Source organism: Actinomadura sp. KC06, assembly GCF_004348735.1.
Taxonomy (GTDB): Bacteria; Actinomycetota; Actinomycetes; order Streptosporangiales; family Streptosporangiaceae; genus Spirillospora.
Genome location: NZ_SMKT01000117.1, coordinates 1 through 14,253, shown reverse-complemented (window position 1 = coordinate 14,253; position 14,253 = coordinate 1). Strand labels below are relative to the sequence as shown.

Below are 14,253 nucleotides of genomic sequence, written 5' to 3'. Positions count from 1 at the left end.
CGACCTGGCCGATCGCCTCCACTGCTCCCGTTCCACCATCTCCCGCCTGGAGACGGGCGTCCAAGCTCTGGACGACGTAGCCACCCTCCGGCACCTCGCCGAGGTTCTAGAGATCACTCCGACCACACTGGGCGTCGCCGCTACCGTGGCGGTGTGCTCCTACGCGACCACGGCGGCGGCTTCAGCCCCACCGCGGTCCAGCTCCACCTCATCTCCGCCGAGTACGCCGCAGGCGACCCCGCCGCCGCGATCGCGGCCGCTCAAAAGCTCACGCCTCGGTCTCTGCCGACGCTCGAACGCCGAGCCCGCTACTTCACCGACATCGCCCGCGCGTACGGGATGTGGGGGCGCCGCGACCAGTGTCTACAGGCCCTCCTGCACGCGGAACGCGCGGCCCCTCAAGAAACGCACTCCCGTCCTGCGGTTCGCGACTTGGTGACCAGCCTCCTGGTCTCCGGCCGGACGTCCCCGGAGTTGCGAGGATTGGCCGCCCGCTGCGGCATCCCTTGAACCTCGCCCCTCGACCCTCGACCACGAGCCGAACAAACGCCCCGGACGCAGAGCGCGTGCAGAAGACGCACGCGACGTCCACGATTCGGTCCCCGGCCTCCTCTCGTCATCCCGACCGGGCGACAGTGCGACCAGGACCGCCGGATTCGCGGCAGGTCACCGGCTCAAGGAGGCCCACCATGACCACCGGAACCGTCCAGGACGTCGGCAGGACGGGCAGCGAACCCAGAGATCCCAGGTCGTTCGTCGACCCGCAGGTGTGGGAGCGGCAAGTCGCTCTGCTCGTCCGCGACCACCCCTTCGACACCGTGATGGCCGAGCGGCTTCTCGGCCAGGCCGTCGCCTACCTCATCACCGCGATGGAGAAGTGGGGCGAGGAACTGGAGATCGGCTGCGGGCCGCTGGTCGACACCGCCGTACACGGGTTCATCCTCGACACCCGCAACTACCGCGAGTTCTGCGACCGGCATTTCGGCCGCTTCTTGGAGCACATCCCAGCGGTCGAATTCAAGCACGACGGCTCCGTCGAGCGGACCGCCCAGATCATCGCGGCCAACGGGTTCGCGATCGAACTGGCCGCTGTGGGAGGCCGACTTCGCCAAGTGCACCCCCTGCTATCCGGGCAGTGTCACTGACCCACCTCCCAGCGAGGGGCAGGCGCCGCTGTGGCGCCTGCCCCTCGCGTCCTTGCGAGGCGAACCAGCAGTGCGCTTCCAGCTCCACGGCTACCGTGGCACGGGTCCCCGACACCCACTCACCAGGGGCCCGCCTCCATGCCGACCAGCGTCGACGACCGCGTCAGCTACTGGGATCACTACGCCGAGGGCGGTACAGACGAAACGCCGGGAGAGGCCCTCAAGAACGCCTTCGGCTGGACGCAGTACCCCCGCCACGGCCCGGGTGAGGAACTGCTCGGGGACGCGCTGACGGCTCTAGAACCCGGCTCAGGCCGTGGCGACGCCGTAGCCGCCTTGGCGACCAAGGGCATCACGGCCACCGGCATCGACATCTCCGAAACCCAGTGTCGGCACTCCCGAAGCCGTTGGGGGCACCTGCCCTCAGCCCATTTCGAGCATGCCGACGTCATGGACTACCTCACCGCAACGGACCGGCGCTGGGACGCCATCTACTCCATCTGGGGTGCGGTCTGGTTCACCGACCCCGACGACTTGCTCCCCCTCATCTACGACCACCTGAACCCGGGCGGCAAGCTGGTCTTCTCCCACGCCCCCGCGGTCCCCGGCTCCTACGGCGTCCAAGGCATTTACGGCGCAGGCTTCAACGGCCCACAGGTGTGGCTCTACCGCTGGTCCTATGAGCCGGACACCTGGACAACCATCCTCCGAGCTCATGGCTTCGTGGACTTCACGTCTCATATCGAGCCGGCCCCGACGGCGGACCACGTCGGCACCCTCCTAGCGCAAGCTCGCCGCACCCAGAATTCGAGTCTGACCGCGTTGGAGGCAGAGGATCCGAGGGTGTCCAGGGGGCGGTGATCCTGAGGGACGGAGAAAAATCTTGGTTTCTGTTTCCCGTTGATCTTGGTTGGGGCCCTCTTACGGAGGAAGGCCCGCCACCCGGAGCATTCCCGTGGCGAGGGCGGGCCGGGACGGGAGGACTGCACGGCATGGACCTGCTGACGGCACTGGGGGCGGTCGCCCCGGTACTGGCCGCTGTGATCACCGTGGCCGATGCCCGGCTACGGGCCCGCGACGGCCATCGGTCCACCGCCGGCGATGAGTAGCGATGGCCGCCAGGAGCCCAAGTCACACCAGGGGCCTGTCCCCGTCAACCGGGGTGGCGACCCGGCCGAGACCAGGATGGTGGCGATGCGGCAGGACTTCCTGGACTTCGTCGACGCCGAGTACCACCTGGTGGTGCGGTTAGTGATGCGCGATGGCGCCGACCTCGCCGATGCGCAGGACGCTGCGCAGCAGGCGTTCTTGCAGGGCTGGCGCAGGGTCGAAGACGGGCGCTGGGGCGAGATCGTCCACCCACGGGCCTGGATCCGGGAAGTGGCCTTCAGACATCACCGCGCCCAGTGCCGCGCCAGGTCTCAGACACCGCTTGGTCCGGACGTCGACTTCCCGGAGCCCGGCCCCGGCCACGCCGAGTTGACCGGCGAGGCCCGCGACGTGGTGGCCTTCTTGCAGCGGCTGGACCCGGACTGCCGCGCGGTGATCGCCTTCGACCTCGACGGCATCCCCCCAGGCGCCATCGCCACCACGCTGGGCATCACCGAACAGAAGGTCCGGGACCTGCGCAAGAAGGCCCGCAAGCAGCTCAAGAAGAGCCTGCCCGCATCTGCGTACCGTGAGGGGAGGAGCGAGCAGTGAGATGGCCACCCTGGAGCCAGCCGTACGCTGATGACGAGGCGCTGGATGCCGTCCTGGCCGCTGGCGACGCCGAGCTTTTGAACCACGTGCGCCTGCACGCCGACCCCACCCGCGTCCTGGCCGTGCTCCTAGATGAACTCCCTCGGGAGAACCTGCCCGACCTGACAACCACCTTCAAGCTGGCGGGACCAGCACAGCAGATTCAGGTTCGCACCTTCATCTTCGGCCTTGTCTACGACCTCGACTGCGGCATCGAGCTTGTCCACGATCTCGTCCTCGCCCTTGCCCGCGACTTCGACCCCGCTCACGTTGACGTCATCGCCCATGCCCACGCTCGCGTCCGCGCCTTCGGCCACACGCTCGACCTCGGTCGCACTCTCGGCCATGCACTCGTCCGCGACGTTGCCCTTTACCTCGACCTCGACCACGTCCGCGACCACTTCCACGACCTCGACCGTGCGCTCGGCCTCGACCTCGGCCTTGCGCGCGGTCCCGCCCAGGCCCGCGATTTCGTCCGCGTCCACATTCGCGTCCATGCCCTCGCCTTCGCCCTCGACGCCGCCCTCTCCGGCGCCCGTTTCCTGGAAGACTTCTTGGTGAGAGTGGAGATCGACGCCTCCGGGGCTGATCTGGCCGATCTGGAACTGGCGGAGTCGAGCCTGGCGGAGGTGCTGGCCGGGGTGGTGTGGGACGAGGACACCCGGTGGCCACCGAGGCTGCGGGAGTCGGTCGCGGCACGGTCCGAGGAGATCAAGCCGGGCGTCTACCGGGTGCGGGGCGGCACTGAGCGTGACCCGCACGAGGCCGCCGGGGTGTGACCCGGTGGCGGATCGCCGGTCAGCGCTCTGTGCGGTGGGAGAATCGGCGGTGGATGGCTAGGGCCCAGGTGAGGCAGGCGAAGGCGATCGTCGTGGTCAGGGCGCGGACGGTGTTCCAGGCGGTCCACTTCGCCTCGTCCAGCTGGGCGCGGGCGGCGGCGAAGTCGGCGTCGGTGTCGAGCGGCGCGGCGTCCATGATCTTCTCGTTCAGCGGGAGGTGGACGCCGTACGTGACGACGTGCGTCACCAGGTAGAACGCCAGCGCCGCCCCGGCCCAGATCAGCACCCGCCGGTGTTCCGCGCGCAGGTGCAGGACGACGGCCAGGCCGGTGAACAGCAGCGCTCCCAGGAACTCCACGCCGATGAACAGCGGATTTTCGATCGCGTCGTTGAGCGCCCGGAAGGCCGTGACGAAAGTGCGATCGTCGACGTCGCTCAGGCCGGGCATGATCGTGTTCGACCAGTCGGTGAAGACGCCTGCCGTCAGGCCGGTCGTGATGGTGGCGAGGACCAGGCTCGCGGTCCTCATGACGCCACCTCTGCTCTGGATTCCTCTGGATGCTTGAGTCGTAGTCATGAGTCAAGGAAATCGGGGTGCCGCGAGATCAGCCATGGCTGAGAAGCTTGCGTCCATTCGTGTCCGTCTAACGTGCCGCGCGGCCGCGGAGGCGCGCCGCTGAAGGCGGGTCGTGCACCTCTGCCGCTTCGACATATCGGGCGCGGCGTGGGACGATTTCGCAGGTGAGCAGCAGATCGATGGAGGCGCAGCGGCTGAGCGACCTCGCCTTGCTGCGCCGCGTCCGCGACCGGATCGACCGCGAATACCAGAAGCCGCTGGACGTCGAGGCGCTCGCCCGCGGCGTGAACATGTCGGCCGGGCACCTCAGCCGCCAGTTCAAGCAGGCATACGGCGAGTCGCCGTACGGCTACCTGATGACACGGCGCATCGAGCGCGCGATGGCCCTGCTCCGCCGGGGCGACCTCAACGTCACCGAGGTCTGCTTCGAGGTCGGATGCTCGTCGCTGGGGACGTTCAGCACCCGCTTCACCGAGCTGGTCGGCGTCCCGCCCAGCGTGTACCGGCGGGAGCAGGCGGAGGCGACGGCGGGCATGGCGCCGTGCGTCGCCAAGCGGGTCACGCGACCGATCAGGAATCGAGAAGCACAGGTCACCGAGCCGCAGCTAGCGTGAATGCCATGGACATCACCATTCACCAGACCTTCCTTCCGCACGACGACCCGGACAAGTCACTGACCTTCTACCGCGACGTTCTCGGCTTCGAGGTCCGCAACGACGTCGGGTACGCCGGGATGCGCTGGATCACGGTCGGCCCCGCCGGCCAGCCCGGCACGTCCATCGTCCTGGAGCCGCCGGTCGTCGACGGCTGCGGCATCACCGAGGACGAGAGCCGCATGATCAGCGAGATGATGGCCAAGGGCACCTACGCGGGCATCAACCTCGCCACGCCCGACCTCGACGGGACCTTCGCCAAGCTGGAGGCGAGCGGGGCCGAGGTCGTCCAGGAGCCGACGGAGCAGCCGTACGGCGTCCGCGACTGCGCCTTCCGCGACCCGGCGGGCAACCTGCTGCGCATCCAGGAGCAGCGCTGAGCCGCCGTCCGGCCCGCGTGGCCTGACCTGCACGAGGCCGCCCCCGGTACCGGAGGCGGCCTCCCGCACGAAACGGCGATCACCGGTCGCGAACCGGCGAACCGGACGTATCCTTCGGAGTCGGCGGGCTCGCGACAGGCGACGCCGGCGGAGACCGCGGAGGGCGGCTCCACCTGACAGATGGAGACACGATGAGCATGACCAGGGGGACGGAGGCGCAGTCGCCTGCGGAGCACCTCGCCGACCGCCACGACCTGATCCGCGTGCACGGCGCGCGGGTGAACAACCTCAAGGACGTCAGCGTCGAGATCCCGAAGCGCCGGCTGACCGTGTTCACCGGCGTCTCCGGCTCGGGCAAGAGCTCGCTGGTGTTCGACACGATCGCCGCCGAGTCGCAGCGGATGATCAACGAGACGTACAGCGCGTTCGTGCAGGGGTTCATGCCGACGATGGCGCGTCCCGAGGCGGACCTGCTGGAGGGGCTGACGACGGCGATCATCGTCGACCAGGAGCGGCTGGGCGCCAACCCCCGCTCCACCGTCGGCACCGTCACCGACGCCAACGCGATGCTGCGCCTGCTGTTCAGCCGGCTCGGGCAGCCGCACATCGGGCCGCCGAACGCGTTCTCCTTCAACGTCCCGTCGGTGAAGGCGGCCGGGGCGATCACCGTCGAGCGCAGCGGCGGCGCCAAGGCCGAGAAGGTGACCTTCACCCGCGCGGGCGGCATGTGCCCGCGGTGCGAGGGGCGGGGCGCGGTCTCCGACATCGACGTGCGGCAGCTCGTCGACGACTCCAAGTCGCTCAGCGAGGGGGCGATCACCGTCCCCGGCTACAAGGCGGACGGCTGGTCGGTGCGGTTCATCGTCCACACCGGCTTCTTCGACCCGGACAAGCCGATCCGCGACTACACCGATCAGGAGCGCCACGACCTCTTCTTCCGCGAAGCGGTCAAGGTGAAGATCGAGAACACGAACATGACCTACGAGGGGCTGGTGCCGCGCGTCAAGAAGTCCTTCCTGTCCAAGGACAAGGACGCGATGCAGCCGCACATCCGGGCGTTCGTGGAGCGCGCGGTGGCCTTCGCCGACTGCCCGGACTGCGGCGGGACGCGGCTGGCCGAGGCGGCCCGGTCCTCGAAGGTCAAGGGGATCAACATCGCGGACGCGTGCGCGATGCAGATCAGCGACCTGTCCGACTGGATCCGCGGGCTGGACGAGCCGTCGGTCGCGCCGCTGCTCACGACACTGCAGAGCACGCTCGACTCGTTCGTGGAGATCGGGCTGGGCTACTTGTCGCTGGACCGGCCGTCCGGGACGCTGTCGGGCGGTGAGGCGCAGCGCACCAAGCTGATCCGGCACCTCGGGTCCGCGCTGACGGACGTCACGTACGTGTTCGACGAACCCACCATCGGCCTGCACCCCCACGACATCCAGCGGATGAACGAGCTGCTGCAGCGCCTGCGGGACAAGGGCAACACGGTCCTCGTCGTGGAGCACAAGCCGGAGACGATCCAGATCGCCGACCACGTCGTGGACCTCGGCCCCGGCGCGGGGACGGCGGGCGGCACGGTCTGCTACGAGGGGACCGTCGCCGACCTGCGCGGGAGCGACACGCTCACCGGCCGCCACCTGGACGACCGCGCCGTGCTGAAGGATTCGGTGCGCAAGCCGGAAGGGACGATGGAGGTCCGCGGCGCGAACGCCCACAACCTGCGGGACGTGGACGTCGACATCCCGCTCGGCGTGCTCTGCGTGGTCACCGGCGTGGCAGGCTCCGGCAAGAGCTCGCTGATCAACGGCTCGGTGTCCGGGCGGGACGGGGTCGTCACGGTCGACCAGGCCCCGATCCGCGGGTCGCGGCGCAGCAACCCGGCGACGTACACGGGGCTGCTCGACCCGATCCGCAAGGCGTTCGCGAAGGCCAACGGCGTCCAGGCGTCGCTGTTCAGCGCCAACTCCGAGGGCGCCTGCCCCGCCTGCAACGGCGCGGGCGTCATCTACACCGAGCTCGGCTTCATGGACGGCGTCACCACCACCTGCGAGGACTGCGAGGGCAAGCGGTTCGAGGCGTCCGTGCTGGACTACCACCTCGGCGGCCGCGACATCAGCGAGGTGCTCGCGATGTCGGTGGCGGAAGCCGAGGAGTTCTTCGGCTCCGGTGACGCGCGCACCCCCGCCGCCCACAAGATCCTGGCCCAGATGGACGACGTCGGGCTCGGCTACCTCAAGCTCGGCCAGCCGCTGACGACCCTGTCCGGCGGCGAGCGGCAGCGGCTCAAGCTGGCCACGCACATGGGCGAGAAGGGCGGCGTCTACATCCTGGACGAGCCGACCACCGGCCTGCACCTCGCCGACGTCGAGCAGCTGCTCGGGATGCTCGACCGGCTCGTCGACTCGGGCAAGTCGGTCATCGTCATCGAGCACCACCAGGCGGTGATGGCGCACGCCGACTGGATCATCGACCTCGGGCCGGGCGCCGGCCATGACGGCGGCAAGGTCGTCTTCGAGGGCCCGCCCGCCGATCTGGTGGCCGCCCGCTCCACCCTCACCGGCGAGCACCTCGCCGACTACGTCGGCCGCTGACGGCCGGACACCGACGGCCGACCGCTGACGGCCGGGCACGGGGCCGCCTCCCTTCGCGGGGGGCGGCCCCGCCGCCGTTATGCCGCCGGTCCGTGGTCGAAGGTGTGGCGCGGGCCCGGCAGGCCGCTGGGCTCGGGCGGCGGGCCTTGGCGGACGCGCCGCCGCAGCCCGAGGTTTCCGGCGACCTCGTTGCGCAGGCGCGGGAGCTGCGCGTACAGCGCGTCGCCGGGGCAGGCGGTGGTGTTGTAGTCGCGGTGGCCGACGATGGCCTCCTGCGGGTCGAGTCCGTGGACGTCGCAGAGCCAGGCGCAGGTGGCGACGAGGGTGTCCCACAGCGCTTCGGTGGGCTCCTCGGTCATGTAGGTGCCCTCGTTCTCGATGCCGATCGTGTGGTCGTTGTGCCCGAGCGTCTGCGCGCCGACGACGAGATCTCCGGCGTTGATCGCGGCGAGGCTGCGGTTGCGTCCTTCCATGAGGTGGCCGCCGCGGCTGATCGTGAGCTGCTGGCCGGTGTCCTCCCAGCCGTTGGCCTCCATGTGGAAGCTCTGGATCGCGCGGGACAGCGTGAAGGCGTGCTCCCGCGACAGGTCGGCGGCGTTCGCGGTGGCGGTGTGGTGGACGACGATGTGGTCGGGAGCGCGGTTCAGCACGGTCGCCGCCTTCGTGGGCGGGCGCGCGGCCCACTCGGCACGGGTGTACCGGCGGGGCGCGGCCAGGGCGGACGCGGTGGGCCGCGGGCCGAGCAGCACGCCGCTCATCGCGGCTGCGGCGCTTCCGAGCAGGCCACGTCGGGTGAATGGAATATTGGCGGGCACGAGCGGCTCCCCTCTAGGTGTCGATCGGCCGGGGGTGCCGATCATGCGTGAATTCTCCCGTTACGACAACCCCGTCGCGGACCGAGGCATCAGTTCGTGGTGCGAACTTTGGGTAGGCTGGTCGGGTGGGAACGCAGCAGGATGACGAGCGGATCGGGGTCGTGGGCGCGCTGGTGCGGAGCGCGTTCCTGGTCAACGCCGTGTACGCCGAGTCGGCGCGGGAGCACGGCATCACGTCCCAGCAGGGTGTGCTGCTGTGCGTGCTGATGGCGCGGCCGCGCGGGATGGGCGAGCTGGGCGCGATGCTCGGGCTGGCCAAGTCGAGCCTGACCGGCCTGGTGGACCGGACGGAGCGCAACGGCCTGGTCAGGCGGGAACCCGACCCGGACGACCTGCGCGCGGTGCGGGTCGCGCTGACGCCGCAGGGTCGCAAGCTCATCGATGAGTTCTATCCCGAGACGTGCCGGAGGGTCGAGAGGCTCGCCGACGGTCTCGCGGACGCCGACCGGGACGCGCTCGCCGACGTGCTCGGCCGCGTCGTCCGGGACAACGAGGTTCCGGTGGTCTTCATGGAACCGGGCGAGGGGCCGTTCTCCAAACACTGACTCCGCGACCGGGGGTTGCAGTTCGTAGTACGAACTAATATGGTTCGTGATACGAACTCTTCTCCTATGTGCGGGGTGTGTCATCATGAGCAGAACCGTCGCCGTCATCGGCGGAGGCTACGGCGGAGCGGCCGTCGCCAAGGCATTGGACGCCGAGGCCGACGTGTCCTCGTCGAGCCCAGGCGGAGAACATCCTCGCCCAGCTGCGCGGGGAGCAAGCGTCGGCGGTCTACCGGCCGTCGCCGGAGCCCATGATCCTGCTCCCGCTCGGGCCTCGCGGCGGTGTCGGCCAGATGCCCGCGGAGGGTGGGCCGTCCGTTCTCCCTGCCCCGGCGGTCGCCGAGTACAAGGGCGCCGACCTGTTCACCGGACGGTTCGCCGAACTGTTCGGCACCACCGCTTGAGAAGGGAGGCGGAACGATGCCGGTAAAGAACGTCGTCTTCGGCTTCGGCGCCCACACCGGCGTCGCGGACGCGCCCGAACTGCTTCGCCTGGCTCAGCAGGCCGACCGGGACGGTCTCGACATCTTCTCCCTGTCGGATCATCCCTACATCGGCGGGCGCCTGGACGCCTACGCCGCCATCGGGTTCATCCTCGGGCGGACGGAGCGCATCGCGGGCCTCGCGAACGTCACCAACCTGCCGACCCGTCCGGCCCCGATGCTGGCGCGGACGGTGACGTCGCTGTCGGCGCTGTCCGGCGGCCGTGTCGTGCTCGGCATGGGCGCGGGCGGGCTCTGGGACCGGATCTCCGACATGGGCGTCCCGCGGCTCTCGCCGGGCGATGCCGTGGAGGCTTTCGAGGAGGCGATCATCTTGGTGAGAAAACTGTCGGGCGGCGGCCCGCCGGTCACCCACCACGGGCGCCACAACCGGGTGGACGAGATCGAACCCGCCCCCGTGGCCGCGCCTCCTGTGTGGACCGGATCGGTCGGACCGAAATCCCTGGCCGCAACCGGACGCGTCGCGGACGGCTGGATCCCCGGCCACGCCGCCGACTGGCTCAGCGACCGGTACCGGAGGTCGCGGCCGATCATCGATGAGGCGGCGGCCGCGGCGGGCCGCGATCCGGGGGAGATCCGCACGGTCTTCAACCTTCCGGGTCGCATCACCGACCGTCCGCCGGCCGCGACCCGCGACCGGTCCGGGCGCTGGATCGGCGGTTCCGTCGGCCAGTGGGTCGAGGAGCTGACCGGGGCGGTCCTGGAGCATGGCGCGTCGGGCTTCACGCTGTTCCCGGCCGGCGACGGGGCGCAGGACGACGTGTTCCTCGGGCGCTGGGCCAGGGAGATCGTCCCGGCCGTGCGCGAAGCCCTGCTCAAGGAAGGCGGGTGAGGCGTCAGCGGCGCTGGAAGCCGTCCTTGGTGCGCAGGCCGTAGCCGAACGCGCGGTCGAAGGAGATGTGGGCCAGCCAGCCGCACATCCCGGCGAAGATCGGCGCCCAGGTGAAGGGCACGACGGTGTAGATCGCGATCAGGGCGACCGGGACCAGCGCCCGGTGCGCGGCGTTGTAGTACGGGACGGCGCGCGGCGGGAGCTGGCCCTTCTCGACCTTGTGGGCGTCCCGGGCTCCGGCCAGGAAGGTCAGGTCGGGGGCGATGAAGAAGACGACGGCGAGGAGGACCGCGAGCCAGCCGTGGTTGACGCCTTCGAGGACGGCGAAGGCCGTCCAGAACAGGGCGTTGGCCAGCCACGCGACGCGGCGGACGGTGCGGGCGCGGTCAACCTTGGCGGTCGCGGCGGGGGCGGTGATGGTGCTCATGGCCTGGACTCCTTTGCACGGCGGCTAATGCTCTTAGCTATAACCATAAAGCTAAGAGCATTAGCCGTCAAGCTTGACGGAGTCGTGCGTAGACGTCGCCGGACCTGCCGCGCGGGCGGATGCGTTCGAGCCGCTGTTCCAGGGTGGCCGCGTCCAGCCAGCGCGGGGCGGCGAACCGCATCGTCTCGACGGGGGAGTAGTTGTACTCGTAGCCGCCGGACGCCGCGCCGAGCCGCTCCACCAGGCGCAGCGACTCCAGCCCCGCTTCGTGGGCGGACGGGATGTACTCGAACGAGAGCGCGGGCAGGGCGCGGGTGAGGCCCGCGAGGACGTCCGCCTCGTAGCCCTCGACGTCGATCTTGCAGAAGGCCGGGACGCCGTGGGCCGCGATGAGGTCGTCCAGCGTCGTCACGGCCACCTCGACGGTCCGGTCCCAGCGGACGCGGGCGAAGCCGCTGTCGGCCGCGACCGACTCGATCCAGCCGCGCGACATCGAGGACACCGTCGGCGTCGCCGTCGAGAGGGCCAGATCGGCCGTGCCGGGCCGCGCGCCGACGGCGTCCGGCACGATCGTTACGTCGTTGTCGCGGCCGTAGAAGAGGCGCAGGACGCGCAGGCAGTCGGGCTGCGGCTCGGCCGCGACGACCCGCGTCCCGAGGCCCCGCCAGACGCGCACCCGCCCGCCCACGTGCGCGCCGATGTCGAAGGCCAGATCACCCGGCCCGAGGAACTCGCCGTAGAGGCGCGTCGCGCGGCGGTGTTTGCCCGGGACGCCGTAGTACATGACCAGGGACCGTGCGATCCCGTAGGCGCGCAGCAGCATCCGCCGACATTACCGCGCCGGTCCGCCGCCCCGGCCGGATTCCCGGCGCCGTGTCGGGGAACGTCCTGCCAGGTGGAGACCAGGCCGTGGACGTCGGGCCGGGCCACCCGCTCGCCGTTCGTCCTGCCGAGCGGGCTGCGAGGACGGCTCGCCGGACGCCTCATGCTGCGGATGAACAAGCAGGACGAGGTCGCCCGCCTGCTCGCCGTCCGGCCCGGGGAGCGGGTGCTGGAGGTCGGGTACGGGCCGGGCGGGCTGATCCGCCGCCTCGCCCGGACGCCCGCCGGGCGCGTCTGCGGCGTCGACCCGTCGCCGGAGATGCGCGGCATGGCGGCCAGGCGCGCGGCGCGGGCGGACCTCCGGGTGGGGACGGCCGAGGACACGGGGTTCGGCGACGCCGAGTTCGACTGCGTCGTCTCGGTCAACAGCGTGGCGCTCTGGCCGTGCCTGGAGCGCGGGCTGGACGAGCTGCGCCGCGTCACGCGGCCCGGCGGCCGGGTGCTGATCGCCTGGCATGGAGGCCGCCGTCCGCCGAGGATCGCGCGGAGGTTCAGGCTGCCGGACGACCAGCTCGACCGCATCGAGGACGCGCTGCGCCGCCGCTTCTCGAACGTCCATCGGCACGAACTGTCCGAACTGACGGCGTTCACGGCCAGGCGCGACCGCCCGGGCGAGCGGGACGACGGCCGAAGCGCGGGTCAGGGCTTGCGGGCCAGGCCGCCGTAGACGGAGACCTGCGAGTCGTCGATCTGGCGGGCCTCTTCGTCCGGGCGCCAGTGGTGGACGGCCGTCACGCCCGGCTCGACCAGTTCCAGGCCGTCGAAGAAGCTCGTGATCTGCGCCGTGGTGCGGCCCTTGGTGCGGGTCACGAGCTCGTTGTTCTTCTTCAGGGCGTTGAGCGGCTTGGCGGCGCTCTCGATGTTGATCGTGGAGAGGGCGAGGAAGCTGCCGGACGGCAGCGGCTCCAGCAGCCGCCGGACGATCCGCCGGGCGTCGTCGTCGTCGTGGATGAAGTGGATGACGGTGAGGAGGCACAGCGCGACGGGCTCGTTCAGGTCGAGCGTCTCGTGGACCTCACGCGCGGTCAGTATGGCGTCCGGCTCGCTCAGATCGGCCTGGATGTAGCGGGAGCGTCCCTCGGGGGTACTGGTGAGCAGGGCGCGGGCGTGCACGAGCACGATCGGGTCGTTGTCGACGTAGACGATCCGGGCCGACGGGTCGACGTCCTGGACGACCTCGTGCAGGTTGGGCGAGGTGGGCAGGCCGGTCCCGATGTCGAGGTACTGCCGGACACCGTGGTCGACGGCCAGGTGGCGCGCGACCCGGACCATGAAGTTGCGGCTGGCCCGCATGGACGTGCGCATGTACGGCGCGATCTTGACGATCTCCGCCGCGGCCTCCCGGTCGGCGGCGTAGTTGTCCTTGCCGCCCAGCAGGTAGTCGTAGACCCGGGCCGAGTGGGCCACGTCGGTCCGCAGCTCGGCCGAGCGCGGTTCACGGTCCGCTGTGTCCGGCACGGGAAGCCCCCATCGATCGGTGCGGTGGCACGCCCCACATACTAATGAGGCCGGTCACCCTTTGGATCACGTTTTGTGGGGGTTGACGGCACATTGCAGTAAAGGGAACTCCACTGGCGGGCCGAATTCCCGTCAGGACGGCGGAAGGCCGAGCGCGCGGGCGATCAGCATGCGCTGCACCTCGGACGTCCCCTCGCCCACCTCCAGGATCTTCGCGTCCCGATAGGATCATTATGGACCCCGCCGTCACCAGATCGTCTGTCAGTTGATGGTTGACCTGCGCATATGAGCGATCCGCCGGTGGCAGGCTCAGGTTGATGGTCGACCGCCAACGGAGGGACCTCGGCTGTGATCTCCCCGTTTGGGAGACGTTCGGGAGACGGCGATCACGGGTCCCGTTCATCTGGCGAGCAGCAGATCGTTCAAGACCGGCACCAGTGACGTTGGCCACAGCGCGCGCCGCTGCTCCAGTGTCTGTTCCCAGAGTGACTGGAGCCGCCCACGGAGCTGCCTACGCATGAACGGAGAGACGTGGGCGTAGGTTCCGCCGATGCCTGGCATCGAGTGGCCGAGGCGGTCATGAACGAGGACGTTGGAGGTGCCGATGTCGTCCAGCCAGACCCTCTGGGAGTGCCGAAAACCGTGCGGTGTCAAGCCAGCGATGATCGGTACCCACGACGCGAGCTCCGTCTGCTGGACATGCCCGGCGGCGGTGGCAGCGGCGAGCCGAGGTCGGTGCCGGCTGCGCCCCCCGGCGGGCCACTTGCAGGGTTCACCTGCCGCAGCGTCGCAGCGGGGGCAGTCCACTGCCAGGGCGTCCACGATGGGAAGGTCGTAGTGGGGGATGCCCCCCTCACCCTCGGTGGCGCCCAATC

Annotated in this window: 18 protein-coding genes and 1 pseudogene; 12 read left to right on the top strand and 7 right to left on the bottom strand. The window is 70.1% G+C overall.

The window, feature by feature from the left end; genetic code table 11:
* Positions 1-153: 153 nt before the first annotated feature.
* The 5 genes from E1287_RS45905 to E1287_RS44025 all read left to right on the top strand — a co-directional run bounded on the left by E1287_RS45905 (position 154) and on the right by E1287_RS44025 (position 3,664).
* Complete coding sequence (locus E1287_RS45905; protein ID WP_243719530.1) at positions 154-510, top strand: hypothetical protein; 357 nt, start codon at positions 154-156, stop codon at positions 508-510.
* A gap of 179 nt (positions 511-689) precedes the next feature.
* Positions 690-1,145, top strand: a complete 456-nt coding sequence (locus E1287_RS30035; RefSeq protein ID WP_243719529.1) for a hypothetical protein — start codon at positions 690-692, stop codon at positions 1,143-1,145.
* Positions 1,146-1,283: 138 nt separating this feature from the next.
* Positions 1,284-2,006 carry a class I SAM-dependent methyltransferase gene (locus E1287_RS30030; RefSeq protein WP_131968632.1) on the top strand — a complete coding sequence of 241 codons (723 nt, stop codon included), beginning with the start codon at positions 1,284-1,286 and terminating at the stop codon, positions 2,004-2,006.
* 333 nt (positions 2,007-2,339) lie between these two features.
* Positions 2,340-2,846 carry a sigma-70 family RNA polymerase sigma factor gene (locus E1287_RS30025; RefSeq protein ID WP_165969241.1) on the top strand — a complete coding sequence of 169 codons (507 nt, stop codon included), beginning with the start codon at positions 2,340-2,342 and terminating at the stop codon, positions 2,844-2,846.
* Positions 2,843-3,664: a hypothetical protein gene (locus tag E1287_RS44025; RefSeq protein ID WP_165969240.1), complete on the top strand. Its 822-nt coding sequence runs from the start codon at positions 2,843-2,845 to the stop codon at positions 3,662-3,664. Before E1287_RS30025 ends, E1287_RS44025 begins: the two co-directional genes overlap by 4 nt.
* A gap of 19 nt (positions 3,665-3,683) precedes the next feature.
* On the opposite strand, the gene E1287_RS30015 is transcribed toward E1287_RS44025, so the two are convergent.
* Positions 3,684-4,193, bottom strand: coding sequence for an anthrone oxygenase family protein (locus tag E1287_RS30015; protein WP_165969239.1), 510 nt, complete (start codon positions 4,191-4,193; stop codon positions 3,684-3,686).
* 212 nt (positions 4,194-4,405) lie between these two features.
* Between E1287_RS30015 and E1287_RS30010 the strand changes: the two genes are divergently transcribed.
* The 3 genes from E1287_RS30010 (at position 4,406) to E1287_RS30000 (ending at position 7,856) form a co-directional block, all read left to right on the top strand.
* Positions 4,406-4,855, top strand: coding sequence for a helix-turn-helix transcriptional regulator (locus tag E1287_RS30010; protein WP_207934545.1), 450 nt, complete (start codon positions 4,406-4,408; stop codon positions 4,853-4,855).
* A gap of 5 nt (positions 4,856-4,860) precedes the next feature.
* Positions 4,861-5,274: a VOC family protein gene (locus E1287_RS30005; RefSeq protein WP_131968629.1), complete on the top strand. Its 414-nt coding sequence runs from the start codon at positions 4,861-4,863 to the stop codon at positions 5,272-5,274.
* 197 nt (positions 5,275-5,471) lie between these two features.
* The gene (locus E1287_RS30000; protein ID WP_207934547.1) at positions 5,472-7,856 is read left to right on the top strand and encodes an excinuclease ABC subunit UvrA; all 2,385 of its coding nucleotides are present in this window, start codon (positions 5,472-5,474) and stop codon (positions 7,854-7,856) included.
* A 77-nt stretch (positions 7,857-7,933) separates the two neighbouring features.
* Here the strand turns inward: E1287_RS30000 and E1287_RS29995 are convergent, their stop codons facing one another.
* Positions 7,934-8,614, bottom strand: a complete 681-nt coding sequence (locus tag E1287_RS29995) for a peptidoglycan recognition family protein (RefSeq protein ID WP_131968627.1) — start codon at positions 8,612-8,614, stop codon at positions 7,934-7,936.
* 182 nt (positions 8,615-8,796) lie between these two features.
* On the opposite strand from E1287_RS29995, the gene E1287_RS29990 reads away from it, so the two are divergent.
* From E1287_RS29990 to E1287_RS29980, 3 genes are all read left to right on the top strand, one after another.
* Positions 8,797-9,276 (top strand): MarR family transcriptional regulator, encoded by a 480-nt coding sequence (locus tag E1287_RS29990; RefSeq protein ID WP_243719528.1) that lies wholly within the window; start codon positions 8,797-8,799, stop codon positions 9,274-9,276.
* A gap of 251 nt (positions 9,277-9,527) precedes the next feature.
* Positions 9,528-9,680, top strand: a complete 153-nt coding sequence (locus E1287_RS29985) for a hypothetical protein (RefSeq protein WP_207934544.1) — start codon at positions 9,528-9,530, stop codon at positions 9,678-9,680.
* Positions 9,681-9,696: 16 nt separating this feature from the next.
* The gene (locus E1287_RS29980; protein WP_131968626.1) at positions 9,697-10,611 is read left to right on the top strand and encodes an LLM class flavin-dependent oxidoreductase; all 915 of its coding nucleotides are present in this window, start codon (positions 9,697-9,699) and stop codon (positions 10,609-10,611) included.
* Between the two features lie 4 nt (positions 10,612-10,615).
* On the opposite strand, the gene E1287_RS29975 is transcribed toward E1287_RS29980, so the two are convergent.
* The gene (locus E1287_RS29975; RefSeq protein ID WP_131968625.1) at positions 10,616-11,038 is read right to left on the bottom strand and encodes a DUF4260 family protein; all 423 of its coding nucleotides are present in this window, start codon (positions 11,036-11,038) and stop codon (positions 10,616-10,618) included.
* A gap of 67 nt (positions 11,039-11,105) precedes the next feature.
* Positions 11,106-11,861, bottom strand: coding sequence for an FkbM family methyltransferase (locus E1287_RS29970; RefSeq protein ID WP_131968624.1), 756 nt, complete (start codon positions 11,859-11,861; stop codon positions 11,106-11,108).
* Between the two features lie 72 nt (positions 11,862-11,933).
* Between E1287_RS29970 and E1287_RS29965 the strand changes: the two genes are divergently transcribed.
* Positions 11,934-12,587 (top strand): methyltransferase domain-containing protein, encoded by a 654-nt coding sequence (locus E1287_RS29965; protein WP_131968623.1) that lies wholly within the window; start codon positions 11,934-11,936, stop codon positions 12,585-12,587.
* Here E1287_RS29965 and E1287_RS29960 read toward each other — a convergent pair.
* The 3 genes and pseudogenes from E1287_RS29960 to E1287_RS44985 all read right to left on the bottom strand — a co-directional run.
* On the bottom strand, positions 12,560-13,378 hold the full coding sequence (locus tag E1287_RS29960; RefSeq protein WP_131968622.1) for an SAM-dependent methyltransferase: 819 nt from the start codon (positions 13,376-13,378) through the stop codon (positions 12,560-12,562). The two genes, E1287_RS29965 and E1287_RS29960, sit on opposite strands and share 28 nt — an antisense overlap.
* A 132-nt stretch (positions 13,379-13,510) precedes the next feature.
* Positions 13,511-13,603 (bottom strand): annotated as a pseudogene (locus tag E1287_RS29955) (acyl-CoA dehydrogenase family protein); the annotation flags it as partial.
* Between the two features lie 174 nt (positions 13,604-13,777).
* Positions 13,778-14,253: hypothetical protein (locus E1287_RS44985; protein WP_207934543.1), on the bottom strand; the 476-nt coding region annotated here is incomplete at its 5' end.

Bases quoted from the DNA above. Each gene is read 5' to 3' on its own strand.
- E1287_RS29970 (WP_131968624.1), bottom strand. From the start codon at position 11,861: ATGCTGCTGCGCGCCTACGGGATCGCACGGTCCCTGGTCATGTACTAC.
- E1287_RS29985 (WP_207934544.1), top strand. From the start codon at position 9,528: ATGATCCTGCTCCCGCTCGGGCCTCGCGGCGGTGTCGGCCAGATGCCC.
- E1287_RS30015 (WP_165969239.1), bottom strand. From the start codon at position 4,193: ATGAGGACCGCGAGCCTGGTCCTCGCCACCATCACGACCGGCCTGACG.
- E1287_RS30025 (WP_165969241.1), top strand. From the start codon at position 2,340: ATGCGGCAGGACTTCCTGGACTTCGTCGACGCCGAGTACCACCTGGTG.
- E1287_RS30035 (WP_243719529.1), top strand. From the start codon at position 690: ATGACCACCGGAACCGTCCAGGACGTCGGCAGGACGGGCAGCGAACCC.
- E1287_RS29980 (WP_131968626.1), top strand. From the start codon at position 9,697: ATGCCGGTAAAGAACGTCGTCTTCGGCTTCGGCGCCCACACCGGCGTC.
- E1287_RS29995 (WP_131968627.1), bottom strand. From the start codon at position 8,614: ATGAGCGGCGTGCTGCTCGGCCCGCGGCCCACCGCGTCCGCCCTGGCC.
- E1287_RS30005 (WP_131968629.1), top strand. From the start codon at position 4,861: ATGGACATCACCATTCACCAGACCTTCCTTCCGCACGACGACCCGGAC.
- E1287_RS30000 (WP_207934547.1), top strand. From the start codon at position 5,472: ATGACCAGGGGGACGGAGGCGCAGTCGCCTGCGGAGCACCTCGCCGAC.
- E1287_RS30030 (WP_131968632.1), top strand. From the start codon at position 1,284: ATGCCGACCAGCGTCGACGACCGCGTCAGCTACTGGGATCACTACGCC.
- E1287_RS29975 (WP_131968625.1), bottom strand. From the start codon at position 11,038: ATGAGCACCATCACCGCCCCCGCCGCGACCGCCAAGGTTGACCGCGCC.